Source organism: Pseudomonas sp. LAM2023, assembly GCF_016620375.1.
GTDB lineage: Bacteria > Pseudomonadota > Gammaproteobacteria > Pseudomonadales > Pseudomonadaceae > Aquipseudomonas > Aquipseudomonas anuradhapurensis.
The window spans coordinates 500,154-524,022 of sequence record NZ_JAENHV010000017.1; the positions used below are offsets into that span (position 1 = coordinate 500,154).

The window sequence follows — 23,869 nt, forward strand, 5'->3', positions numbered from 1 at the left end:
CCGCAGATGCGGGGCTCTGGGTGCTGCTATTCAGGCAAAGACGATTTCTTCGCCTTCCACCTTGGCGGTAATCGCCGTACCAGGCATGAACTTGCCTGCCAGGATCAGCTGCGCCAGCGGGTTTTCGATCCAGCGCTGGATGGCGCGCTTCAGCGGCCGTGCGCCATACACCGGGTCGTAACCCACGGCAATCAGCTTGTCGAGGGCTTCCGGGCTCAGGCTCAGCGACAGCTCGCGCTCCTGCAGACGGCTGCGCAGGCGGCCCAGCTGGATTTCGGTAATACCGGCAATCTGCTCGCGGCCCAACGGCTCGAACACCACCACTTCGTCGATACGGTTGATGAATTCCGGGCGGAAGTGCGAACCCACCGCATCCATCACCGCTGCCCGCTGTGCCTCGCGGTCACCCACCAGTTCCTGGATCTGCGCCGAGCCCAGGTTGGAGGTCATCACGATCACCGTGTTGCGGAAGTCCACGGTGCGCCCGTGGCTGTCGGTCAGGCGGCCGTCTTCCAGCACCTGCAACAGCACGTTGAACACATCCGGGTGAGCCTTTTCCACCTCGTCCAGCAACACCACCGAGTAAGGCTTGCGGCGTACCGCCTCGGTCAGGTAACCGCCCTCTTCATAGCCGACATAGCCTGGCGGGGCGCCGATCAGCCGCGCCACGGAGTGCTTCTCCATGAACTCGGACATATCGATACGCACCATGGCCTCTTCGGTGTCGAACAGGAACTCGGCCAGCGCCTTGCACAGCTCGGTCTTGCCCACCCCGGTCGGGCCGAGGAACAGGAACGAGCCACTGGGCCGGTTCGGGTCGGACAGCCCGGCACGCGAGCGGCGCACGGCGTTGGACACGGCGGTTACCGCCTCGCCCTGGCCAATCACGCGCTGGTGCAGCAGCTCTTCCATCTTCAACAGCTTCTCGCGCTCGCCTTCGAGCATCTTGGCCACCGGGATGCCGGTCCACTTGGACACCACTTCGGCAATTTCTTCCTCGGTGACCTTGTTGCGCAGCAGCTGGTTGTCGGCCTTGCCGTGCTGGTCGACCATCTGCAGGCTGCGCTCCAGGTCCGGGATCACCCCGTACTGCAGCTCGGCCATGCGGCTCAGGTCGCCTTTGCGCCGGGCGGCTTCCAGTTCCTGGCGGGCCTGCTCGATCTTTTGCTGGATCTGCGCCGAGCCCTGCACTTCGGCCTTTTCCGACGCCCAGATTTCTTCCAGGTCGGCGTATTCACGCTCCAGCCGGGTAATTTCCTCGGTGAGCTTCTCCAGGCGTTTTTTCGCGGCTTCGTCTTCTTCCTTCTTCAACGCCTGCGATTCCACCTTGAGCTGGATCAGGCGACGGTCGAGGCGGTCGAGCACTTCCGGCTTGGAGTCGATCTCCATGCGGATGCGGCTGGCCGCTTCGTCGATCAGGTCGATGGCCTTGTCCGGCAGCTGGCGGTCGGTGATGTAGCGGTGGCTGAGCTTGGCCGCGGCGATGATGGCACCGTCGGTGATGGCCACCTTGTGGTGCACTTCATAGCGCTCCTTCAGGCCACGCAGGATGGCAATGGTGTCCTCCTCGCTCGGCTCCTCGACCAGCACCTTCTGGAAGCGCCGCTCCAGGGCAGCGTCCTTCTCGATGAACTGGCGGTATTCGTTGAGCGTGGTCGCGCCCACACAGTGCAGCTCGCCTCGGGCCAGGGCCGGCTTGAGCATGTTGCCGGCGTCCATGGCGCCCTCACCCTTGCCGGCACCGACCATGGTGTGCAGTTCGTCGATGAACAGGATGATCTGGCCTTCCTGCTTGGACAGCTCATTGAGCAGGCCTTTGAGGCGCTCTTCGAACTCGCCGCGGTACTTGGCACCGGCGATCAGCGCGCCCATGTCCAGCGCCAGCAGGCGCTTGCCCTTGAGGCCGTCAGGCACTTCACCGTTGATGATGCGCTGCGCCAGGCCTTCGGCGATGGCGGTCTTGCCGACCCCTGGTTCGCCGATCAGCACCGGGTTGTTCTTGGTCCGGCGTTGCAATACCTGCACGGTACGGCGGATTTCATCGTCACGGCCGATCACCGGGTCCAGCTTGCCTTCTTCGGCACGCTTGGTCAGGTCGACGGTGTACTTGTCCAGCGCCTGGCGCGATTCCTCGGCGTTGGCGTCGTTGACTGCCGCACCGCCGCGCAGGTTGTTGATGGCGTTTTCCAGGGCCTTCTTGCTGACGCCCTGGCCGAGCAGCAACTTGCCGAGCTTGCTGTTCTCGTCCATGGCAGCAAGCAACACCAGCTCGCTGGAAATGAACTGGTCACCCTTCTGCTGGGCCAGGCGGTCGGCCTGGTTGAGCAGGCGCGCCAGGTCCTGCGACATGTTCACGTCGCCGGTCGGGTTCTGGATTTTCGGCAGGTGGTCGAGCTCCTTCACCAGCGCCTGGCGCAAGCTGTTGATGTCGAAACCTACCTGCATCAGCAGCGGCTTGATCGAACCGCCCTGCTGCTCGAGCAGCGCCTGCAGCAGGTGCACGGGCTCGATGGCTGGGTGGTCCATGCCAACGGCCAGGGACTGGGCATCGGATATGGCAAGCTGCAGCTTGCTGGTCAAACGGTCTATTCGCATGGGATACCTTCCTTTAAAGGGCAGGTCGGAGCGATGGACAGCGCCTGTTGATGAAGAAACCTGCCTGAGATGACCTTATAGATAAGGCTGATTGTGGAAGATTCAAGCGTAGCGGGGTTGACCAAAGTCAACCTGTTGGATTAATGCCGGGCCATTCGCGGGTGAACCCGCTCCCAAAAGTACTGCACTGCTCTCAGAGACTGTGATTATCCTGTGGGAGCGGGTTCACCCGCGAAGAGGCCGGTGCAGGTCAGCGCGGCTCCAGCCACACCAGCGAAGCAAACCGCCCCCCCTGCGGGGTACGGCGATAGGAGAAGAAGCGCTCATCGCTGACCGTGCACCAGCCACCGCCATAAACGGCAGTCACCCCACGGGCAGCCAGGCGAATGCGCGCCAGTTCGTAGATGTCAGCCATCAGCTTGCCTGGCCGTTCGCCGTCGACAAACGCCCGGGCCGCTTCAGGATGAACGGCAGTAAACGCATCACGCACTTCCAGCCCGACTTCGAATGCCTGGGGGCCAATTGCCGGCCCCAACCACACCAGCACCTCTTCCGGGGCCACTGCCAAACGGTCAAGCGTGGCCTCCAGCACACCACCGGCCAGCCCGCGCCAGCCAGCATGCGCCGCCGCCACGCGGGTACCCGCCCGGTCGCAGAACAGCGCGGGCAGGCAGTCGGCAGTCATCACGGCACAGGCAATGCCAGGCTGGTCGGTCCAGCTGGCGTCAGCTTCGGCCACCATCGCCGGGTCGGCATCCGCCACCACCAGCCCATGTACCTGCTTGAGCCAGGCCGGCTGAATGGCGAATGCGTCGCTCAGGCGGCGACGGTTCTCGGCCACCGCTGCCGGGTCATCGCCAACGTGGTCGCCAAGGTTGAAGGTTTCATAGGGCGGCAGGCTGACGCCGCCCTGGCGAGTGGTGACGCAGGCGCGCACCGAGGCCGGGGCCGGCCAGTCGGGGTACAGCAGCGTCTGCGTCAGGCCACTCATCCGATAAAGCTCTCGCGGTCCTGGTTCAGCAGCGACAGCAACCAGACGAAGTCGTCCGGCAGTGGCGATTCCCACTTCATGACTTCACCGGTAATCGGGTGGGCCAACGCGAGGAAGCGTGCATGCAGTGCCTGACGCGGGAAGGTTTTCACTGCCTCGACCATGGTCGGGCTGGCCGCCGGTGGAATCCGGAAGCGGCCACCGTAGGTCTGGTCGCCGACCAGCGGGAAACCGACATGCGCCATATGCACGCGAATCTGGTGGGTACGGCCGGTTTCCAGCTTGACCCGCACGTGGGTGTGCGAGCGGAAGCGCTTGAGCACACGGTAGTGGCTGACCGCCGGCTTGCCGCCGTCGGTGACCGCCATGCGCTGACGCATGCCGCCATGGCGACCGATCGGGGCATCGATCTTGCCACCAGCTGTCACCACGCCAATCACGATGCACTCGTAGATGCGGCTGACCTTGCGCGCCTGCATCTGCTCGACCAGCCGGGTCTGCGCCTGCAAGGTCTTGGCCACCACCATCAGGCCGGTGGTGTCCTTGTCCAGGCGATGAACAATACCGGCGCGCGGTACGTTGACGATATCCGGCACGTGGTGCAGCAAGGCATTGAGCAGGGTGCCACTGGCATGCCCGGCGGCTGGGTGCACAACCAGCCCGGCAGGCTTGTTGATCACCATGATGTGGTCGTCCTCGTAGACGATATCCAGTTCGATATCTTCTGCGACCCACTCACCCTGGGCCTCTTGCTCGGCCTCCAGGATAAGCTGCGAGCCACCATGGACGAGGTCGCGAGGGCGCACTACCGCGCCATCGACCGTCAGACGGCCTTCTTTGATCCACGAAGTTAGCCGCGAACGCGAGTACTCGGCGAACAATTGGGCGGCGACCTGGTCGAGGCGTTGACCGCCCAGTTCGGACGGCACCTCTGCGCTAAGTTGAATGATCTCGGACATGCTCGATTCGGCGGGCGCACAGCCTTTGGTTTCGGCTGCGAGCTTGTGGTTAAATACGGCTTCTTTTGTCCCGGGGTTGGCCGGGGCGCTCATCATAACAGGACGGCACCGCCCAAGACAGCGGCCGTCAAAGGGACGCAAGCCGCCATGCAAGTGAAACACCTGCTGCTGATCGCCATCCTCGGGCTCACCGCGGCCTGTTCCTCGAATAAGGAAGTCATTGACGAGAACCTCAGCGAGGCCGAGCTGTACCAGCAGGCGCAGGCTGACCTGGACAACTCCAGCTACACCAGCGCCGTGAACAAGCTCAAGGCCCTGGAGTCGCGCTACCCGTTCGGCCGTTATGCCGACCAGGCGCAGCTCGAGCTGATCTACGCCAACTACAAGAACTCGGAGCCCGAGGCTGCCAAGTCGGCCGCCGAGCGCTTCATCCGCCTGCACCCGCAGCACCCGAACGTCGACTATGCCTACTACCTCAAGGGCCTGACCTCGTTCGACCAGGACCGTGGCCTGCTGGCGCGCTTCCTGCCGCTGGACATGACCAAGCGTGACCCGGGTGCCGCGCGCGACTCGTACAACGAGTTCGCCCAGCTGACCAGCCGTTTCCCCAACAGCCGCTACGCGCCTGATGCCAAGCAGCGCATGATCTACCTGCGCAACCTGCTGGCCGCGTATGAAATCCATGTGGCCGACTACTACCTGAGCCGCCAGGCCTATGTGGCCGCAGCCAACCGTGGCCGCTACGTGGTGGAAAACTTCCAGGAAACCCCGTCGGTCGGTGATGGCCTGGCGGTGATGGCCGAGTCGTACCAGAAGATGCACCTGGACGAACTGGCGGCCACCAGCCTGGAAACCCTCAAGCTGAACTACCCGGACCACCCGAGCCTGGTGGATGGTGAATTCCAGCCCAAGCAGACCGAGTCTGATGGCCGTGGCTGGCTGTCCAAGGCCACCCTGGGCCTGATCGAAACCGAAACCCCGCTGCCGCCGGGCGAAACCCGCGCCAACCAGGACGTGGTCAAGCAGTTCCAGGACGCGCGCGACGAGATGCCGGAAGAGCTGCTGCCGAAGGACGAGAACGGCGACCCGATCGTGCCGGAAGGGCCGAAGGAAGCCGAGCAAGACCGCTCGTGGTTCAGCTACATGACCTTTGGTCTGTTCGACTGATCTGCTGCGGTAGGTGAAAGGGAGGCCTTGGGCCTCCCTTTTTTATTGGCCGCGTCCTAGACTGTCGACTTCTTCAACCGACAAGCTGGACACCATGGTTCGCCTACTTTTCTGGATCGCCCTGATCGCCGCCGCGTTCTGGCTGTGGCGCAAATTCAAAGTCAGCCAGCAGTCACGCCCCGAGGCCAAGCTGGATGCGCCACTGAAGATGGTGCGCTGCGCCCATTGTGGTGTGCACCTGCCCAATGACCGGGCGCTGCAGCAGGGCAACGAGTGGTATTGCAGCCAGGCGCACCTGCAGCAGGGGCCCGGCCGCCAGAACTGAACACGGTAGCCTGTGGAAGCGGGTTCATCCGCGAATGCGTCGCTGGCTTCACTGCAGCATTCGCGGGCAAACCCGCTCCCACAGGTTGCGCGGTTGATCGCCTCTTCACTTATCCCTCCCCGACCCTTTCGCACCATTTGCGACCCCTCCCCCGCCACCAGCATTGACCCACCCCGGCAAAACTCGCTAAATCCTATTTATCCGCATAAATATGAAAAATAGCGAAATGCTCAAACCCAAACGCAAGCGCCAGAAGCTGTCCGACGTGATTGTCGAATCGGTAAAGCGCTCGATCGTCACCGAAGCGCTGCACCCCGGCGACCGCCTGCCCACCGAGCGCGAGCTGATGGAGCATTTCGAATGCTCCAAGGGTACCGCCCGCGAAGCGCTCAAGGCCCTGGAGGTCGAGGGCCTGGTCAGCACCCGCACCGGCCCGAGCGGCGGTGCCTACCTCAACGAAGTGGGCACCGAACCTGCCAGCCGCGCGCTGCGCAACTACCTGCACTTCCAGCACCTGGACGGCGAGCAGGTGTACCAGCTGCGCAAGGTCATCGAGGTGGAGCTGGCGGTGTCGGTGATGGGCAAGCTGAGCGAAGCCGACTACGCCGCACTGCAGGCCAACATCGACTTCTGCAGCGCACCGGAGGACAGCGAGGAAGGACAGCGCGAACAGCGCCTGGCCGAGCTGGAGTTCCACACCCTGCTGGCCGACCGCTGCTCCAACCCGTTGCTGCGTTTCATGGCGGTGTTCCTCAATGACCTGCTGCGCGACCTGGTGGTGCTGAAAAAGGCCTACCTGCCCAAGCGCCAGCAGTTCGCCGCCGCCAACATCGCCTACCACAAGCAATTGCTCACCGCCCTGCGCGCCAGCGACGAGCCTGCCGTACGCCGGCTGATGCACGATCACATGTGCGACGCCGAACACCACATGACCGCGCTGGAAGGCGAGGTTGCCCGCAACTTCCTGCTGGAGTTCGAACACCACCACTGATCCACCTGGAAAGAGGCCTGCACACAGGCCCGGCCGTACCCGCTTTGTCATTGCTACTCCTGCCTAATAACTACAACCAAGGAGTTACTCATGCAAAGACGTACCCTGCTCAAGGCAGGCCTTGCCCTGGGTGCCTTAGGTAGCCTCCCCCTGGGGTCGCACCGGGCATTCGCCGACCAACCGTTGACCTTCTATGGGCTCAAGTCCATGTCTGGCGCCTTCGCCAGCTACGGCAAGTACGCCGACATGGGCTCGCGCCTGGCTATCGCCGAACACCCGCAACTGCTTGGCCACCCGCTCAAGTACAAGGTCATCGACACTGAAGGCAACGCCGGCAAGGCGGTGCGCAAGGTGCAGGAAGCCATCGGCCAGGATGGCGCACGCTTCTTCCAGGGCTGCACCCTGTCGTCCTCGGCACTGGCGGTGTCGAAGGAAATCCACAAGGCCGGCGGCATATTCATGACCCCGGTCGGCGCCGACGAGATTACCGGCAAGGACTGCAATGCCTCGACCTTCCGCTGGTCGGTGCCCACCTACGGCGCCATCCGCGAAACGCTGGTGCCGATGATCCGCCAACTGCCCCAGGCCAAGCGCTGGTACACCATCACCCCGCAGTACGTGTTCGGCGATGCCCTGCTGGACAATGCCCGCAAGGTGTTTGCCGAGCTCGGCGTGGAACACATCGGCAACAGCTACCACTCGCTGCAGGAGCAGGAATTTTCCGGCTACCTGACCAACGCCATCGCCGCCAAGCCCGACGTGCTGGTGCTGCTCAACTTCGGCAGCCAGGCGTCCAACGCCCTGCGCCAGGCAGTGAACTTCGGTATCAAGGAGCGCATGAAAGTGCTGATGGTGTGGTCCGCCGGCCTCGATCAGTTCCAGGAGCTGGGCAGCGACGTGCTCGAAGGCGTGTACCTAGGCGCGCAGTACTGGCACCAGGTCGATACCCCACTGAACAAACAGCTGGTCGCCGCCACCCGCAAGGCCTATGGCATCAACCCCAACTACCCGCTGGCGGCCGACTACATCGGCACCAAGGTCATGCTCGAGGCCATCATCAAGGCCGGCAGCCTGGATGGCGCGGCCGTGTCCGCGGCACTGCAGGGCATGCGCTTCCAGGGCCCGACGGGTGATGAACTTATCCGTCCGGGCGACCACCAGGTGCTCAAGGACTACTACCTGCTGCGCGGCAAGCCCCAGGGGCAGATGCGCGACGAGGACGACCTGGCCGAAGTCATCAGCTCGGGTCGCTCGTTCGTCGAAGTCGACCACACCGGTTGCGCCCTGGCCTGAAGCCGCGGCGTCAGTCACACCCACTCGTACAGGCAGCCGCACCGCGCGCTGTCGAGGGCACGTTCATGCTCGATTTGTACCTGTTCCAACTGCTCAACGGCCTGGGCCTGGGGATGATCTACTTCCTCATCGCCGTGGGCCTGACGATCATTTTCGGCCTGCTCAACTTCGTCAACTTCGCCCACGGCGCGTTTTTCTTGCTGGGCGCCTACCTGTGCTATACCGCCGTGGCCATTACCGGCAGCTTCTGGCTTGCCCTGCTGATCGCACCACTGGTGGTGGCGGCGCTGGCCTGGGCGGTCGAGCGGCTGCTGATCAAGCGCATCTACCACCTGCCGCACACGTTCCAGATCCTCGTCACCCTTGGTATCGCGCTGATCATCCAGGAAGCCTCGGTACTGATCTGGGGCCCGGTGGGCAAGAACATCGCGGTGCCGCCGGAGCTGCGCGGGGTGCTGATCGTCGGTGACTTCATCTACCCCTACTACCGGCTGTTCCTGATCGCTTTCGCCGCACTGATCGGCCTTGGCCTGTGGCTGCTGCTGGAGCGCACCCGCTTCGGCGCCCTGGTCCGGGCCGGCAGCGAAAGCACCGAAACCGTGTCGCTGCTGGGCACCAACATCTTCCGCCTGTTCTCCCTGACCTTCGCCCTGGGCGTGGGCCTGGCCGGCGTGGCGGGCGTGCTATTCGCACCGCTGCGTGGCGCCCAGCCCTTCGTCGGCCCGGAAATCCTCGGCATCGCCTTCGTGGTGGTGGTGATCGGCGGCATGGGCTCGTTCGGCGGTGCACTGGTCGGCGGCCTGCTGGTGGGTGTGGTGCAAAGCATGATGACCAGTCTCTGGCCGCAAGGCGCCAGCCTGATGATCTACGGCGCCATGGCCGCCGTGATCCTGGTCCGTCCCTATGGCCTGTTCGGGAGAGCCTGAGATGAGCGAGAAAAACCCATTGCCGGTCGCCAAGGGCCGCGCCCCGGCCCTGTTGTTGCTGGTGGTCGCCAGCCTGGTGGCGCTGCCGCTGCTGCTTCCATCTGCCACCCTGGCCACCGAGATCCTGATCTTTGCCCTGGCGGCGCTGGCCTGCAACCTGCTGCTCGGCTACACCGGCCTGCTGTCGTTCGGCCAGGGCATCTTCTTTGGCGTGGGCGCCTATGGCGCGGCGTTGCTGATGATCCACCTGCAGTGGGGCATGTTCGCCGCGCTGCTTGGCGCAGCCGTGTTCGGTGCCTTCCTGGCGCTGCTGGTAGGTGCCCTGGCGATCCGCCGCACGGGTATCTACTTCGTCATGCTGACCCTGGCCTTCAGCCAGATGGCCTACTTCCTGGCCTACACCCTCAGCGGCTGGACCGGCGGTGACAACGGCCTGCTCGATGTGCCCCGGCCCAACATCGAAATCGCCGGCCATGTGCTATTCGACCTGGCCGACCCACGGCATTTCTATGTGTTCGTTGCGGTGCTGTTCCTGCTGATCTTTGCCGGCGCCCTGCGGGTGATCCGCTCACCGTTCGGCAGTACCCTGCTGGCCATCCGCGAAAACGAGACCCGCGCCGCAGCCATCGGCTACGACACCCGCCACTTCAAGATCCTGGTGTTCATGCTGTCGGGTGCCATCACCGGTATCGCCGGGGCGCTGTACGCCATGCTGCTGCACTTTGCGCCACTGTCGAACATCGACCTGATGATGAGCGAGAACATCCTGATCATGACCATCGTCGGTGGCACCGGCTCGCTGTTCGGCTCGCTGCTGGGGGCCGGCGCCATCGTGTTGCTGGGTGATGTGCTGTCGGAGCTGTGGCCGCGCTGGCTGATGCTGCTGGGGGTGATCCTGATCCTGGTGGTGGTGTTCATGCGCGGTGGCCTGTGGGGCGGCCTCGCCGGACTGGGCAAGCGCCTGCTGGCTACCCGCAACGCCAATGACAAACCCCAGGCCAAGACCAAGGAGACCCTGTGATGAGCGACTACCTTCTGGAAACCCGCCAGCTGGAGCTGGCCTACGGGCCGTTCAAGGCGGTTGCAGGCGTCGACCTCAAGGTCAGCGCCGGCTCAATCCACACCATCATCGGCCCCAACGGCGCCGGCAAGACCAGCCTGTTCCACTGCCTGACCGGCGAGCGCCAGGCCACCGCGGGCAAGATCCTGTTCAACGGCCAGGACATCATCCGCAAACCGTCCCACGGGCGCGTGGCGCTGGGTATGGCCCGTTCGTTCCAGCTCACCAGCCTGTTCCAGAACCTGTCGGTGCGCGAGAACCTGCGCCTGGCCGCCCAGGGGCGCGATGGTCTGGGTGCGCTGAACTTCTGGCGCAGCGTCGAGCACAAGCGCAGCCACTGGGACACTGCCGACCAGGTGCTGGAGCGCCTGAAGCTGACCGCCCGCGCCGAGACCCTGGCCGGCGAGTTGTCGCACGGCCAGCAACGGGTGCTGGAGGTGGGCATGTCGATCTGCGCCAAACCGACGTTGCTGATGCTCGACGAGCCCACTTCGGGCATGGGCATCGACGACATCCCGGTGATGACCAACCTGATCAGCGACCTCGGCCGCGACCACACCGTGCTGCTGATCGAGCACAACATGAGCATCGTCATGTCAATCAGCCAGCGCATCACAGTGATGAGCCACGGCCAGATCCTGGTCGAGGGTACCCCTGAACAGGTGCGCAACGACGAGCGTGTCCGCACCGCCTACCTTGGAGAGGCCGCCTGATGCTCAAAGTCGATTCGATCCACTCCTACTATGACAAGAGCCATGTGCTCGAAGGCGTCTCGCTCAAGGTCGAGGCTGGCGAACTGGTGACCTTGCTGGGGCGCAACGGCGCCGGCAAGACCACCACCCTACGCAGCATCCTCGGCATCGTCCGCCCACGACAGGGGCAGATCAGCTTCAACGGCCAGCAGCTGGTCGGCCGCGAAATCTTCGATATCGCGCGGCTCGGCATTGCCCTGGTGCCGGAGCACCGCGGCATCTTTCGCCAGCTCAGCGTGGAGGAAAACCTGAGGATTGCCGTACGCAAGGACAGCCGCTGGCAGCTGGAAGACGTGTACAGCATGTTCCCGCGGCTGAAGGAACGGCGCCGCAACGGCGGTTTCGCCCTTTCCGGCGGCGAACAGCAGATGCTGGCTATCGCTCGCGCCCTGCTCAACGGCCCCAAGCTGCTGATCCTCGACGAGCCCACCGAAGGCCTGGCCCCGGTAATCGTCGACGAACTGGTGAAGATTCTGCGGCGGATCAAGGACGAAGGCCTGTCGATCCTGCTGGTGGAGCAGAACCTGATGGTCTGCGATGCCCTGGCTGACCGCCATTACGTGCTGGAGCAGGGTCGGGTTGCCTATCAAGGCAGTGCCGCGCAGTTCCGCGAGGACCCGAGTATCAAGAACCGTTATCTGGCCCTTAGTGCCTGATACAGGCCTCGTAGGGGCCCGCAGGCCTGAAGGCAGTGATGTCCCTGCGGAGCGGGTTCACCCGCGAAGAGGCCGGCACAAGCAACCCAGTCATTTCAGGAGAGATGAACCATGAACAACCGCATCGATCCCTCGCAACACCTGCTCGGCCAGGGCCCGCTGGTCAGCCGCGAACGGCTCTGGCAATCGCTGATGGACCTGGCCGGCCTCGGCGCCACCGCCAAGGGCGGCGTGTGCCGCCTGGCCCTGACCGACCTCGACCGCCAGGCCCGCGACCTTTTCGTGCGTTGGTGCGAAGAAGCCGGCTGTACCGTCAGCATCGACGCCATCGGCAACATTTTCGCCCGCCGCCCCGGCCGCAACCCATCGCTGCCGCCCGTGATGACCGGCAGCCACATCGACACCCAACCCACCGGCGGAAAGTTCGATGGCTGCTACGGCGTCATGGCCGGCCTCGAGGTGCTGCGCACCCTGAACGACCTGAACCTGACCACCGAAGCCCCGCTGGAAGTGGTGGTGTGGACCAACGAGGAAGGCTCGCGTTTCCCGCCATGCATGATGGGCTCGGGGGTGTTCGCCGGTAAGTTCGGCCTGCAGGAGACGCTGGCCAAGGTCGACGACAAGGGCCTGTCGGTAGGCGCGGAACTCCAGCGCATCGGTTACGCTGGCCCGCGTGTACCCACCGGGCACGCCGTCGGCGCCTACTTCGAGGCGCATATCGAACAGGGCCCGGTGCTGGAAGACCAGCGCACCACCATTGGCGTGGTCCAGGGCTGTCTGGGGCAGAAATGGTTCGACCTGGTACTGACCGGCGTAGAGGCCCACGCCGGCCCCACCCCGATGCACCTGCGCAAGGATGCCCTGGTCGGTGCCGCCGAGGTGGTGGCTGCGGTCAACCGCGTGGCCCATGCTCACCAGCCGCATGCCTGCGGCACCGTCGGCTGCCTGAACCTGCACCCGGGCTCGCGCAATGTCATTCCGGGCCAGGTGCAAATGACCATCGATCTGCGCCACCTCGACCCCGAGCACCTCGCAGCCATGGTCAACGAGGTGTTCACGGCCATTGAAACCAGCACGGCAAGACACGGGCTGAGTTACAAGCTGACGCCAACCGCCGACTTTCCACCGCTGTACTTCGCCGAGCAGTGCGTGGACGCTGTGCGCCAAGGCGCGCGGGAGCTGGGCCTGAGCCACATGGATATCGTCAGCGGCGCTGGCCACGACGCGATCTTCCTCGCCGAACTGGGCCCGGCCGGGATGATCTTCGTGCCCTGCGAGGGCGGCATCAGCCACAACGAAATCGAAAATGCCGCGCCACAGGACCTGGCCGATGGCTGCGACGTGCTGCTGCGCGCCATGTTCCAGGCCGCCAACCCGGGAGCCCGCTGAGATGAATCAGAAAACCGCGATTGGCGAGTTCACCGCCGTCGAACTGCTCGAGTTGTACCAGCGCCACCAACTGTCACCGGTCGAGGTGATCGACGATGTACTGGCACGCATCGACCTGCACAACCCGGCGGTCAACGCCTATTGCCATGTCGACGGCGAAGGTGCCCGCGCCGCCGCCCGCGCCAGCGAACAGCGCTGGCAACGTGGCGAGCCCTGCGGCCGGCTGGATGGCGTACCCGCCTCGATCAAGGACCTGACCCTGACCCGCGGTATGCCCACACGCAAGGGTTCGCGCACCACTTCGGGCAGCGGCCCGTGGGAAGTCGATGCGCCCTTCACGGCCTTCATGCGCGAAGCCGGCGCTGTATTGGTGGGCAAGACCACCACGCCGGAGTTCGGCTGGAAGGGGGTCACCGACAACCCGCTGTATGGCATCACCCGCAACCCCTGGAATACCCGGCTGACAGCTGGCGGCTCTTCCGGTGGTGCCGCGGCGGCAGCCGCGCTGAACCTGGGCGTGCTGCACCAGGGTAGCGATGCCGGCGGCTCGATTCGCATTCCCTGCGCCTTTACCGGCACGTTCGGCATCAAGCCGACCTTCGGCTACGTACCGCAATGGCCCGCCAGTGCCATGACCGTACTGTCGCACCTGGGGCCGATGACGCGCACCGTCGACGATTCGGTACTGATGCTCGGCTGCGTCGCCCGGCCCGACGCCCGTGACGGGCTGGCTGGCGCACCCAGGCAGGCGCCGTGGCTGTGCCAGGAGCAGGACCTGAGCGGCCTGCGCATCGCCTACAGTGCCAACTTCGGCTACGTGCAGGTCGACCCGCAAATCCAGGCACTGGTGGCCCAGGCCGTGCAACGCTTGGCACGGCTGGGCGCGCAGGTTGAAGAGGTCGACCCGGGGTTCGGCGACCCGCTGGAGACGTTCAACACCCTGTGGTTTGCCGGCGCGGCGCGGTTGGCCAGTGCGCTCAGCAATGAACAGCGGGCGCTGCTTGACCCAGGGCTGCACTGGATTGCCGAACAGGGGGCGCGGATCAACCTGGGCGAATACACCCAGGCCCTGGAGGCACGGGCAGAGTTGATCGCCAGGATGAATGCCTTCCACCAGCGCTATGACGTGCTGGTATCGCCGATGCTGCCACTGGTGGCATTCGAGGCAGGGCACAATGTGCCGCCTGGGTCGGGGATGGCGCAGTGGATGGAATGGACGCCGTTCAGCTATCCCTTCAACCTGACTCAGCAGCCGGCGGCTTCGGTGCCGTGCGGGTTCACCCGCGAGGGGTTGCCGGTGGGGCTGCAGGTGGTGGCCGGGCGCTTTGCCGATGAGCAGGTGCTGCGAGTGTGCAAGGTGTATGAGCAGCATTATCCTGGCCGGCACTTGCAAGCCCCCATTACCGGCTAAGTGCTCCATTGGCCCCGCCGGTTGAAATATTTACTGGCCTTGCTGGCCATCGCCGGCCAGCCGGCTCCCACAGGTAAAGCACAAGTCCCGAGGCTGTCGGTGAACCTGTGGGAGCTGGCTGCCGGCGAAAGGGCCGCACAGCGGCCCCGGCAATCTCAGCTCAAACGCCCGGCTGGCGCATACGGCGCCGGGTCAATGATCGGCTCTGCCCCGGTCAACAGGTCGGTAAACAGCTGGCACGAAGCCGGCGCCAGCACCAGACCGTTGCGGTAATGCCCGCAGTTCAACCACAACCCCTCATGCCCCGGCACCGGTCCGATATACGGAATACCTTCCGGTGACCCCGGCCGCAACCCGGCCCAATGCGCCACCACCGGAGCCCCCTCCAGTTCAGGCAACAACTCCACCGCCGACGCTTTCAGGCTCTCCAACGCCTCCCCGGTCGGGGTCTTGTCGTACCCGGCATGCTCCAGCGTGCTACCTACCAGAATATGCCCGTCACGCCGCGGGATCGCATAGCGCCCCTTGGCCAGCACCATGCTCGGCAGGAAGTCTTCGGCACACTTGAACAGGATCATCTGGCCTTTCACCGGCTCCACCGGCAGCGCGAGGCCAAGCGTACCCAGCAGCTCACCACTCCAGGCCCCGGCGCTGAGCACCACCGCATCCGCTGCCAGCACGCCGTCTGCCGTCTGCACACCGGTCACGCGGCCGCCTTGCCCGACGAAGCCGGTAATCTGGCAGTGCTCACGCAAGGTCACGTTGGGCAACGCCAGCAACGCCGCCTTGAGCGACTTCACCAGGCGCGGGTTGCGCACGTTGGCCACGCCGGCCATGTAGATGGCACGCTTGAAGCCTGGGCCCAGCACCGGCACTGCGTCATAGGCCGCCGAGATATCCACGGCACTCAGCGGCCGCTGCTCACGCTCGGCCCAGGCCAGCGCTTCGGCCTCGTCGTCCAGATCGAGCCAGTACAGGCCAGTGGTGTGCACTTCAGGGTCGACGCCAGTGCTGGCGAACAGCCGCTCGCCCAGCTGTGGATAAAATTCCTGCGACCAGTGCGCCAGGGCCGTCACTGCCGGGCTGTAGCGCCACGGGTACAGCGGCGAAACAATGCCACCGCCGGCCCAGGACGACTCGCGACCGACCTCGCCCTGGTCACACAGCACCACCTGCCCGACCTTCGCGGCCAGGTTGAACGCCGTCAGCAGGCCGATCACCCCGCCGCCGACCACCACTACTCGCTTGCTCATCTGTCGATCCAACACCTGAAGTAAATTCGCGATGCACCCGGCATCATTCAACCTTCAGCTTCCCCAGCAGTGTTCGCTGCCACCAACGGCGCCCGGATTACTCCGTACACCGGCCTGGTCGAGCTGGAAATCACCACAGCTATCCTGCGCCATCAGTGCGCCCGGCAGCCGCCGGGCACGCAGCGTGAAGGTATCCCTGTCACGCTGGGCCTGCAGGCGGTAGTAGCGGTTACCCATGGGCAAGTCCGGCTCGCCCTCGGCGTACTGGCCGGTGAGCACGCGATGGCGCTCCAGGCGCAGGGCGGTATCGTGCAGCAGGCCGACCACCTCGCTGCGTGCAGCGCGCCGGAGCTGATCGTTGTAACTTGGGTAGGCAATGGCTGCCAGAATGCCGGTGACCGCCAGCACAATCAACAACTCAATCAGGCTCAAGCCTTGCTGCATGTCAGTCTCCTTGCAATCTCTGCCGCCAGGCAATGCGCCGTGCACCGTCGTCGCCCACGGCATAGACCGCCTCCAGTACATAGCGTGGCTGGGCTTGCAGGCTGACGGCGGTAACCCTGAACAGGGCGACCTGCTGTCCTTCCGGCATGTGCGCGGCGCGGCTGCTTGACCCCAGGTTCTGCAACTGGAAATAGCCCATCCGCGTGCGCTGCCATTGCCCGGCCAGATCATGCGGGCGGACCGGGGGCGGGCATGCATCACAAGGGGCAGGCGGTGCCCGATGCACCTCGCCCTCCCCTGCCAGCAAGGCTTCCTCGGCCTGCTCCAGCGCCAGCAGGCCATCGCTCAGGTAGCCGACCATTCGCGTTTCTACCAGCGCCGCGCGTAGGGCAGAAGCTGCCAGCAGGCTTAACAGCATGCTCAATAGCAGTGCCAGCAACAGGACCAGGCCACGCTGGCGGTTCATGAGGCAGGCACCGGGTTGCGGATTGCCACGCTCAGCTCATGCCGCTGTTCGAGCCCGAGCGTCGGTTCGTACAGCGTCAGGGCAATGTCTATCCGCTCTCCCTCCGGCATTTGCACATGCTCGAGACGCATCGCCTGCACGTTCTCGAGCAGCGGTTGGAACGCTCTTTCACCGCGCTTGAACCTCAGCCTGGTGCCTTGCAGCTGATAGGTATACCTGCTGATCGGATGCACCACTGGGAAGCCCGCCTTGCGCTGCGCATCGACAAGCACCCTACTCCGACAGTCTGTGTGCAAGTACCAGTCTGGCGCCCCGGCCTGCCCGGGCAACTCTGTCACCACCAGGCTGAGCGTGGTGCCTTCGACTTGCAACGGGCGGCCGAACGACTGACGTGCTGCCGCATCGGCAAAATCGCCAGGCTGCAGGCGCAAGCAGCCGAACATGCCCGTCATGCGGATATCCTGTGCCATGCGCAGCAGTGCCAGGCGGGCCTCGTCCTGCATGTGTGCTGCCGTACTCTGTAGTCGCCAGCCCTGGTGTGCCGAAACAAAGACCTGGCTAGCCGCCGCCAGCAACATCAGGCCAAACGCCAGGGCGATCATCACCTCATGCAGACCAAACCCGCGTTGCCTGCGCTTCACTGCAGCCTCCGTTCTCGCTCGCTGTGCGCCGCCATTGCTGCCTGTCCATCGCGGCGCGCGTCCTCCACGGCCTGCAATGCCTGCAGTTGCAGGCCTGCTGCTGCAAACAGGCCGACCGCCACTACCACCACTGCCAAGAGTACTTCCAGCAGTGTCATGCCTCGTTGAACTCCGTGCATCCCTGCACCTCCTAGGACTTTTCCTGCAATTGCCTTGAACTCGGGCGACTGGTGCTCCTGTCCAACGACCGAGAAGCTATAGCCAAGCACTTCCAGGGAGGAATGCACGGTGAAGCAACGCGGCGTAACACTGATTCAAATGTTGTCGGCCTTGGCAGTGGCAGTTCTGTTGACTCAGCTCGGCATGCCCGCCTATGCCCGGTTGAGCGACGACTTGCACAGGGCAGCTGCCGCCCGCGACCTGGCGCAGGCCCTGCGCAGTGCGCGCAGCCATGCCATGTTGCAAGGCCAGCCGGTGCTGGTGCAGGCCCTGAACGGTAAGTGGGGGAACGGTTGGCGGGTACTGCTGGAACATAACCAGCAAGTGTTGCGTGAACAGCGTCTTTCCCGGCCTCTGGACATTGCTGGCAATCGTGGCGGGCAGGTGAAATTCAGTGCGCAGGGTGTTCCGCTGGGGGTGGGCAACCAGTTGCTGGCTGCCACGCTGCGTGTTTGCGAGCGGTCGCCAGGCGACAGCCGCTACAAGGTGGTGCTGGCATCGACCGGCAGGGTCAGGCTGGATACAGAGGCCGGCCCAGACACCCAGTGTCCGGCCGCCCAGCCCTGAACAAGCCGTAGCCACCTATCGCCGGCAAGCCAGCGATAGGGCCGGGACAGGGTCACCTTAAATCAGCGAACGAACCCGCAGCTCTTTGGGCATGGAGAAGGTGATGTTCTCTTCTCGCCCATCCAGCTCTTCAGCGCCGGTAGCGCCCCAGGCCTTGAGCTGCTCGATCACGCCACGCACCAGCACTTCGGGGGCCGAAGCGCCGGCGGTAATGCCGATTCGCGCCTTCTGCTCGAACCAGCCACGTTGCAGGTCTTCGGCGCCGTCGATCAGGTAAGCCGGGGTGCCCATGCGCTCGGCCAGCTCGCGCAGGCGGTTGGAATTGGAGCTGTTCGGGCTGCCGACCACCAGTACCACGTCGCATTCGTCTGCCAGCTGCTTCACCGCATCCTGGCGGTTCTGGGTTGCGTAACAGATGTCGTCCTTGCGTGGGCCGCCGATGTTCGGGAAGCGGGCGCGCAGGGCGTCGATGACGCGGCTGGTGTCGTCCATCGACAGCGTGGTCTGGGTGACGAAGGCCAGGTGGTCCGGGTCTTTCACCTGCAGGTTGGCGACATCCTCCTCGTCCTCGACGAGATAGATGGCGCCACCGTTGCTGGCGTCGTACTGGCCCATGGTGCCTTCGACTTCCGGGTGCCCTGCATGGCCGATGAGGATGCACTCACGGCCATCGCGGCTGTACTTGGCCACTTCGATGTGCACCTTGGTCACCAGCGGGCAGGTGGCGTCGAACACTTTCAGGCCACGGCCAGCGGCTTCCTGGCGCACGGCCTGGGAAACCCCGTGGGCGCTGAAGATGACGATGACGTCGTCCGGCACCTGGTCCAGCTCCTCGACGAAGATCGCCCCACGGTTGCGCAGGTCTTCGACCACGAACTTGTTGTGCACCACTTCGTGACGCACATAGATCGGCGGGCCGAAGACTTCCAGCGCGCGGTTGACGATCTCGATCGCCCGGTCGACCCCCGCGCAGAAGCCGCGAGGGTTGGCGAGTTTGATTTGCATGCTCGGCTCCAGGCTCACAGGGCCTTGACCTCGAGGATCTCCACCTCGAAGGTCAGGGTCTTGCCAGCCAGTGGGTGATTGAAGTCGATGGTCACCTGGTCGTCATCGAACGCTTTGACCACACCCGGCAGCTCGGTATTGGCAGCATCGTTGAAGATGATCAGCAATCCTTCGGACAGCTCCATGCCCTCGAACTGGGACCGCGGCATGACTTGCACGTTCTGTGGGTTAGGCTGGCCGAAGGCATTCTCCGGGGCCACCACCACGTTACGCTTGTCGCCGGCCTTGAAGCCGAACAGGGCGTTCTCGAAACCTGGCAGCAGGTTGCCATCGCCCACCTTGAAGGTGGCCGGGGCCTTGTCGAAGGTGCTGTCGACGGTATCGCCGTTTTCCAGGTGCAGCGCGAAGTGCAGGGTGACTTCGGTGTTCTGGCCGATACGGGTGTCAGTCATGAACCGGATCCTCGGACTTCTTGCTCTTGAACATATCCAGCGCCAGCATCACCGCACCAACGGTGATGGCGCTGTCGGCCAGGTTGAAGGCCGGGAAGTAATGGCGGTTCTGCCAGTGCACCAGGATGAAGTCGACCACATGGCCGAGCACGACGCGGTCGTACAGGTTGCCGATCGCACCACCCAGTACCAGCGCCAGCGCCACGGCCAGCCAGGTCTCGTTGCGCCCCAGGCGCTTGAGCCATACCACCAGCACGGCACTGACCACCACGGCGATCAGGGCGAACAGCCAGCGCTGCCAGCCGGAGCTTTCCGCGAGGAAGCTGAAGGCCGCGCCGGTGTTGTAGGCCAGGGTCCAGCTGAAGTAGTCGGGAATCACGACGATCTGCTGGTACATGGTCAGGGCATTGTTGAAATACAGCTTGGTGGCCTGGTCGAGGACCAGGACCAGCAGGCTCAGCCAAAGCCATGCAAGGCGCCCGAAGCGCCCCGCTGCAGGGTTAGGCATAGTGGCGCACCTCACCCGAGCCGCTCAGGTTGTCGACGCAACGGCCGCAGATTTCCGGATGCTCCGGGTGGCTGCCGACGTCGGCGCGGAAGTGCCAGCAACGGCCGCACTTGGCGTGGCCGGACTTGACCACCTTCAGCTTGAGGCCTTCGACTTCGGTGGCCACGGCTTCGGCCGGCGCCTGGGCGAACGGCACCACGCTGGCAGCCGAGGTGATCAGCACGAAGCGCAGTTCGTCGCCCAGCTTGCCCAGGTCGGCGCTCAGGCCTTCGTCGGCGTACAGGGTGACTTCGGCCTGCAGGTTGCCGCCGATGACCTTGGCGGTACGCTGGTTTTCCAGCTCCTTGTTGACCGATGCCTTCACCGCCATCACGCGGTCCCAGTAGGCACGGTCCAGCTCGGTGCCTTCCGGCAGCTCGCTCAGGCCCTGGTACCAGCCATTGAGCATCACCGACTCGTTGCGCTCGCCCGGCAGGTATTGCCAGATTTCGTCGGCGGTGAACGCCAGGATCGGAGCGATCCAGCGCACCAGCGCCTCGCTGATGTGGTACAGCGCGGTCTGGCAGGAACGACGGGCGACACTATTGGCGCCGGTGGTGTACTGGCGGTCCTTGATGATGTCGAGGTAGAAGCCTCCCAGTTCCTGCACGCAGAAGTTGTGCACCTTGGAGTAGACGTTCCAGAAACGGTACTCGCTGTAGTGCTCTTCCAGCTCGCGCTGCAGCAGCAGGGTGCGGTCGACTGCCCAGCGGTCCAGCGCCAGCATGTCTTGCGGGGCCAGCAGGTCGCGCGCCGGGTCGAAGCCGGACAGGTTGGACAGCAGGAAGCGTGCGGTATTGCGGATACGACGGTAGGCGTCGGCGCTACGCTGCAGGATCTGCTCGGAAACGGCCATCTCGCCGGAGTAGTCGGTGGCGGCGACCCACAGGCGCAGGATGTCGGCACCCAGGGTGTTGTTGACCTTTTCCGGCTCGATGGTGTTACCCAGCGACTTGGACATCTTGCGGCCGTTCTCGTCCACGGTGAAGCCGTGGGTCAGCAGCTCGCGGTACGGCGCATGGCCGTCGATGGCGCAGCCGGTCAGCAGCGAAGAGTGGAACCAGCCGCGGTGCTGGTCGGAACCTTCCAGGTACAGGTCGGCACGTGGGCCGGTGGCGTGGCCGATGTCGTGCGAACCACGCAGCACATGCCAGTGGGTGGTCCCCGAGTCGAACCACACGTCGAGGGTGTCGGCGATCTTGTCGTATTGCTCGGCTTCGGCGCCCAGCAGTTCGGCAGCGTCCAGCTTGAACCAGGCCTCGATACCTTGCTGCTCGACGCGCTTGGCCACTTCTTCCATCAATTCGACGGTGCGCGGGTGCAGTTCGCCGGTCTGCTTGTGCAGGAAGAACGGGATCGGCACGCCCCAGTTGCGCTGACGCGAGATGCACCAGTCCGGGCGGTTGGCGATCATCGCGTGCAGGCGCGCCTGGCCCCAGGCGGGTACGAACTTGGTGTCCTCGATGGCTTTCAGCGCGCGCTCACGCAGCGGCTCGCCAGTGGACGGCTGTTTGTCCATGCCCACGAACCACTGCGCGGTGGCGCGGTAGATCAGCGGGGTCTTGTGGCGCCAGCAGTGCATGTAGCTGTGGCTGATGGTTTCGGTGTGCATCAGCGCACCGACTTCGCTCAGCTTGTCGACGATGGCCGGGTTGGCCTTCCAGATGAACTGGCCGCCGAAGAACGGCAGCGAATCCACGTACACGCCGTTGCTCTGCACCGGGGTGAGGATGTCGTCGTTGACCATGCCGTAGCGCTTGCAGGTGACGAAGTCGTCTTCACCGTAGGCTGGCGAGGAGTGCACCACGCCGGTACCGGCGCCCAGTTCGACGTAGTCGGCCAGGTACACCGGCGACAGGCGATCGTAGAACGGGTGACGGAAGTTGATCAGCTCCAGTGCCGAACCCTGGGCGGTGGCGATGACCGAGCCTTCCAGGTTGTAGCGCTTCAGGCACGCTTCGACCAGTTCTTCGGCCAGCACTAGCAGGCGCGCGCCGGTATCGACCAGGGCGTACTTGAACTCCGGGTGAATGTTCAGCGCCTGGTTGGCCGGGATGGTCCACGGAGTGGTGGTCCAGATCACGATGGCGGCCGGCTTGGCCAGCGCATCAAGGCCGAACGCGGCGGCCAGCTTGGCCTCGTCGGCAACCGGGAAGGCCACGTCGATGGTCTGCGATTTCTTGTCGGCGTACTCGACCTCGGCTTCGGCCAGCGCCGAACCGCAGTCGAAGCACCAGTTCACCGGCTTCAGGCCCTTGAACACGAAGCCTTGCTTGACCATCTCGGCCAGGGCGCGGATTTCCCCGGCCTCGTTGGCAAAGTTCATGGTCTTGTACGGGTTGTCCCAGTCACCCAGCACGCCCAGGCGAATGAACTCGGTCTTCTGCCCTTCGATCTGCTCGGCGGCATACTCGCGGCACAGCTCGCGGGTGCGGTCGGCGGACAGGTGCTTGCCGTGGGTGACCTCGACCTTGTGCTCGATCGGCAGGCCATGGCAGTCCCAACCCGGCACGTAAGGCGCATCGAAGCCGGCCAGGGTCTTGGAACGGACGATCATGTCCTTGAGGATCTTGTTCAGCGCATGACCGATGTGAATCTTGCCGTTGGCATAGGGCGGGCCGTCGTGCAGGACGAACTTGGGACGATCCTTGCCAATTTCGCGCAGCTTCTGGTACAGGCCAATGCTGTCCCAGCGCTGCAGGATCTGCGGTTCACGCTGTGGCAGGCCGGCCTTCATGGGGAAGGCGGTGTCCGGAAGGTTTAGCGTGGCTTTGTAGTCGGTCATTTCAGGCTCTTCGTTAACGGTTGAGCGTGCCAATGTGCACGTGCGGCGGCGATATCCGCATCGATCGCCGACTTCAGCGCCTCCAGGGAGGCGAAACGCTGCTCTTCACGCAGCTTGTGGTGGAACTCCACCGTCAGGCGCCGGCCATACAGGTCGCCGGCATAGTCCAGCAGATGAATTTCCAGGTGCGGGCGCCCGTCACCGGCAACGGTGGGGCGCACGCCGATATTGCCGACACCCGGCCAGGCCTTGCCGTCGATCTCGATGCTGGCCAGGTAGACCCCGGACAACGGCACCCGACGGCGCTTGAGCTGGATGTTGGCAGTGGGTGTACCGAGCTGGCGGGCCAGCTTCTGGCCGTGCAGCACGCGGCCGCTGATACTGTAGGGGCGGCCCAGCAGGTGCTCGGCGAGTTCGAAGTTGCCCTCGGACAGCGCCTTGCGCACTTCGGTGCTGCTGACCCGCAGGCCGTCCTGGATCACCGTATTGGCGGCCTCGACAGAGAAGCCGTACTGCTTGCCGGCATCGACCAGGAAGGCAAAGTCACCGGCGCGATCGCAACCAAAGCGGAAGTCATCACCCACTTCAAGGTGGCGTACCCCCAGGCCGTCGACGAGGATGGTCTTGACGAAGGCATCGGCACCGAGCTGGCTCAGGCGCTGGTTGAATGCCAGGCACAGGACCTGGTCGATGCCTTCGGCTGCCAGCAGCTCGATCTTGTCGCGCAGGCGCGCCAGGCGCGCCGGCGCGCTATCAGGGGCGAAGTACTCGCGTGGTTGGGGTTCGAAGATCACCACGCAGGTTGGCAGGCCCAAGGCCTGGCCGCGCTCGCGCAGGCGCGCCAGGATCGCCTGGTGGCCGCGGTGAACCCCGTCGAAGTTGCCAATGGTGGCGACACAGCCCCGGTGCTCGGGGCGCAGGTTGTGAAGACCTCGAACCAGCTGCATAACGCGCTTCTTGCTCATAAAGTGGCCG

At 64.5% G+C, this 23,869-nt stretch carries 24 protein-coding genes; 11 read left to right on the plus strand and 13 right to left on the minus strand.

Annotation, left to right across the window (positions count from 1 at the left end):
* Positions 1-30 precede the first annotated feature (30 nt).
* From clpB to rluD, 3 genes are all read right to left on the minus strand, one after another.
* Entirely contained in the window at positions 31-2,595 is a 2,565-nt protein-coding gene (gene clpB, locus JKP78_RS12345) for an ATP-dependent chaperone ClpB (protein ID WP_186689392.1), read from the minus strand.
* Between the two features lie 250 nt (positions 2,596-2,845).
* The gene (gene pgeF, locus JKP78_RS12350; RefSeq protein ID WP_186689393.1) at positions 2,846-3,586 is read right to left on the minus strand and encodes a peptidoglycan editing factor PgeF; all 741 of its coding nucleotides are present in this window, start codon (positions 3,584-3,586) and stop codon (positions 2,846-2,848) included.
* Positions 3,583-4,545 (minus strand): 23S rRNA pseudouridine(1911/1915/1917) synthase RluD, encoded by a 963-nt coding sequence (gene rluD, locus JKP78_RS12355; protein WP_170028155.1) that lies wholly within the window; start codon positions 4,543-4,545, stop codon positions 3,583-3,585. The genes pgeF and rluD overlap by 4 nt, the downstream gene beginning before the upstream one ends.
* 147 nt (positions 4,546-4,692) lie before the next feature.
* Here rluD and JKP78_RS12360 point away from each other — a divergent pair, with 147 nt between their 5' ends.
* The 10 genes from JKP78_RS12360 (at position 4,693) to JKP78_RS12405 (ending at position 14,515) form a co-directional block, all read left to right on the plus strand.
* Entirely contained in the window at positions 4,693-5,712 is a 1,020-nt protein-coding gene (locus JKP78_RS12360; RefSeq protein ID WP_200626747.1) for an outer membrane protein assembly factor BamD, read from the plus strand.
* Positions 5,713-5,806: 94 nt separating this feature from the next.
* The gene (locus JKP78_RS12365) at positions 5,807-6,037 is read left to right on the plus strand and encodes a PP0621 family protein (protein ID WP_170028153.1); all 231 of its coding nucleotides are present in this window, start codon (positions 5,807-5,809) and stop codon (positions 6,035-6,037) included.
* 226 nt (positions 6,038-6,263) lie between these two features.
* Complete coding sequence (locus JKP78_RS12370; RefSeq protein WP_170028152.1) at positions 6,264-7,028, plus strand: FadR/GntR family transcriptional regulator; 765 nt, start codon at positions 6,264-6,266, stop codon at positions 7,026-7,028.
* A 90-nt stretch (positions 7,029-7,118) separates the two neighbouring features.
* Positions 7,119-8,321 (plus strand): ABC transporter substrate-binding protein, encoded by a 1,203-nt coding sequence (locus tag JKP78_RS12375; RefSeq protein ID WP_186689395.1) that lies wholly within the window; start codon positions 7,119-7,121, stop codon positions 8,319-8,321.
* 65 nt (positions 8,322-8,386) lie between these two features.
* The gene (locus JKP78_RS12380; RefSeq protein WP_170028150.1) at positions 8,387-9,247 is read left to right on the plus strand and encodes a branched-chain amino acid ABC transporter permease; all 861 of its coding nucleotides are present in this window, start codon (positions 8,387-8,389) and stop codon (positions 9,245-9,247) included.
* Position 9,248: 1 nt separating this feature from the next.
* Positions 9,249-10,268, plus strand: a complete 1,020-nt coding sequence (locus tag JKP78_RS12385) for a branched-chain amino acid ABC transporter permease (protein ID WP_170028149.1) — start codon at positions 9,249-9,251, stop codon at positions 10,266-10,268.
* Positions 10,268-11,020, plus strand: coding sequence for an ABC transporter ATP-binding protein (locus JKP78_RS12390; RefSeq protein ID WP_186689396.1), 753 nt, complete (start codon positions 10,268-10,270; stop codon positions 11,018-11,020). The genes JKP78_RS12385 and JKP78_RS12390 overlap by 1 nt, the downstream gene beginning before the upstream one ends.
* The gene (locus JKP78_RS12395; protein ID WP_186689399.1) at positions 11,020-11,715 is read left to right on the plus strand and encodes an ABC transporter ATP-binding protein; all 696 of its coding nucleotides are present in this window, start codon (positions 11,020-11,022) and stop codon (positions 11,713-11,715) included. Before JKP78_RS12390 ends, JKP78_RS12395 begins: the two co-directional genes overlap by 1 nt.
* A 111-nt stretch (positions 11,716-11,826) precedes the next feature.
* On the plus strand, positions 11,827-13,104 hold the full coding sequence (locus JKP78_RS12400) for a Zn-dependent hydrolase (RefSeq protein ID WP_225931921.1): 1,278 nt from the start codon (positions 11,827-11,829) through the stop codon (positions 13,102-13,104).
* Position 13,105: 1 nt separating this feature from the next.
* Positions 13,106-14,515 carry an amidase gene (locus JKP78_RS12405; RefSeq protein WP_200626748.1) on the plus strand — a complete coding sequence of 470 codons (1,410 nt, stop codon included), beginning with the start codon at positions 13,106-13,108 and terminating at the stop codon, positions 14,513-14,515.
* A gap of 155 nt (positions 14,516-14,670) precedes the next feature.
* Here the strand turns inward: JKP78_RS12405 and thiO are convergent, their stop codons facing one another.
* From thiO to JKP78_RS12430, 5 genes are read right to left on the minus strand one after another with little or no spacing between them, the layout of a single operon-like run.
* A complete protein-coding gene (thiO, locus tag JKP78_RS12410; RefSeq protein ID WP_200626749.1) occupies positions 14,671-15,768 on the minus strand; it encodes a glycine oxidase ThiO in 1,098 nt (365 codons plus the stop codon).
* A 54-nt stretch (positions 15,769-15,822) separates the two neighbouring features.
* Positions 15,823-16,212 carry a type IV pilin protein gene (locus JKP78_RS12415; protein ID WP_186689405.1) on the minus strand — a complete coding sequence of 130 codons (390 nt, stop codon included), beginning with the start codon at positions 16,210-16,212 and terminating at the stop codon, positions 15,823-15,825.
* 1 nt (position 16,213) lies between these two features.
* On the minus strand, positions 16,214-16,678 hold the full coding sequence (locus JKP78_RS12420) for a hypothetical protein (RefSeq protein ID WP_186689407.1): 465 nt from the start codon (positions 16,676-16,678) through the stop codon (positions 16,214-16,216).
* A complete protein-coding gene (locus JKP78_RS12425) occupies positions 16,675-17,319 on the minus strand; it encodes a PilW family protein (RefSeq protein WP_186689409.1) in 645 nt (214 codons plus the stop codon). Before JKP78_RS12425 ends, JKP78_RS12420 begins: the two co-directional genes overlap by 4 nt.
* Entirely contained in the window at positions 17,316-17,498 is a 183-nt protein-coding gene (locus JKP78_RS12430; protein ID WP_186689432.1) for a prepilin-type N-terminal cleavage/methylation domain-containing protein, read from the minus strand. Before JKP78_RS12430 ends, JKP78_RS12425 begins: the two co-directional genes overlap by 4 nt.
* Positions 17,499-17,607: 109 nt before the next feature.
* Here JKP78_RS12430 and JKP78_RS12435 point away from each other — a divergent pair, with 109 nt between their 5' ends.
* Positions 17,608-18,105 carry a GspH/FimT family pseudopilin gene (locus JKP78_RS12435; protein ID WP_186689411.1) on the plus strand — a complete coding sequence of 166 codons (498 nt, stop codon included), beginning with the start codon at positions 17,608-17,610 and terminating at the stop codon, positions 18,103-18,105.
* A 57-nt stretch (positions 18,106-18,162) separates the two neighbouring features.
* Here the strand turns inward: JKP78_RS12435 and ispH are convergent, their stop codons facing one another.
* Genes ispH through ribF form a run of 5 tightly spaced genes read right to left on the minus strand, consistent with a single transcriptional unit; the run spans position 18,163 to position 23,841 of the window.
* Positions 18,163-19,110, minus strand: coding sequence for a 4-hydroxy-3-methylbut-2-enyl diphosphate reductase (gene ispH, locus JKP78_RS12440; RefSeq protein ID WP_170028139.1), 948 nt, complete (start codon positions 19,108-19,110; stop codon positions 18,163-18,165).
* 14 nt (positions 19,111-19,124) lie between these two features.
* The gene (gene fkpB / locus JKP78_RS12445; RefSeq protein ID WP_186674028.1) at positions 19,125-19,562 is read right to left on the minus strand and encodes an FKBP-type peptidyl-prolyl cis-trans isomerase; all 438 of its coding nucleotides are present in this window, start codon (positions 19,560-19,562) and stop codon (positions 19,125-19,127) included.
* Positions 19,555-20,070, minus strand: a complete 516-nt coding sequence (gene lspA / locus JKP78_RS12450; protein ID WP_170028137.1) for a signal peptidase II — start codon at positions 20,068-20,070, stop codon at positions 19,555-19,557. Before lspA ends, fkpB begins: the two co-directional genes overlap by 8 nt.
* Positions 20,063-22,894, minus strand: a complete 2,832-nt coding sequence (gene ileS / locus JKP78_RS12455) for an isoleucine--tRNA ligase (protein ID WP_186689413.1) — start codon at positions 22,892-22,894, stop codon at positions 20,063-20,065. Before ileS ends, lspA begins: the two co-directional genes overlap by 8 nt.
* A complete protein-coding gene (gene ribF, locus JKP78_RS12460) occupies positions 22,891-23,841 on the minus strand; it encodes a bifunctional riboflavin kinase/FAD synthetase (protein ID WP_200626750.1) in 951 nt (316 codons plus the stop codon). Before ribF ends, ileS begins: the two co-directional genes overlap by 4 nt.
* Positions 23,842-23,869 lie beyond the last annotated feature (28 nt).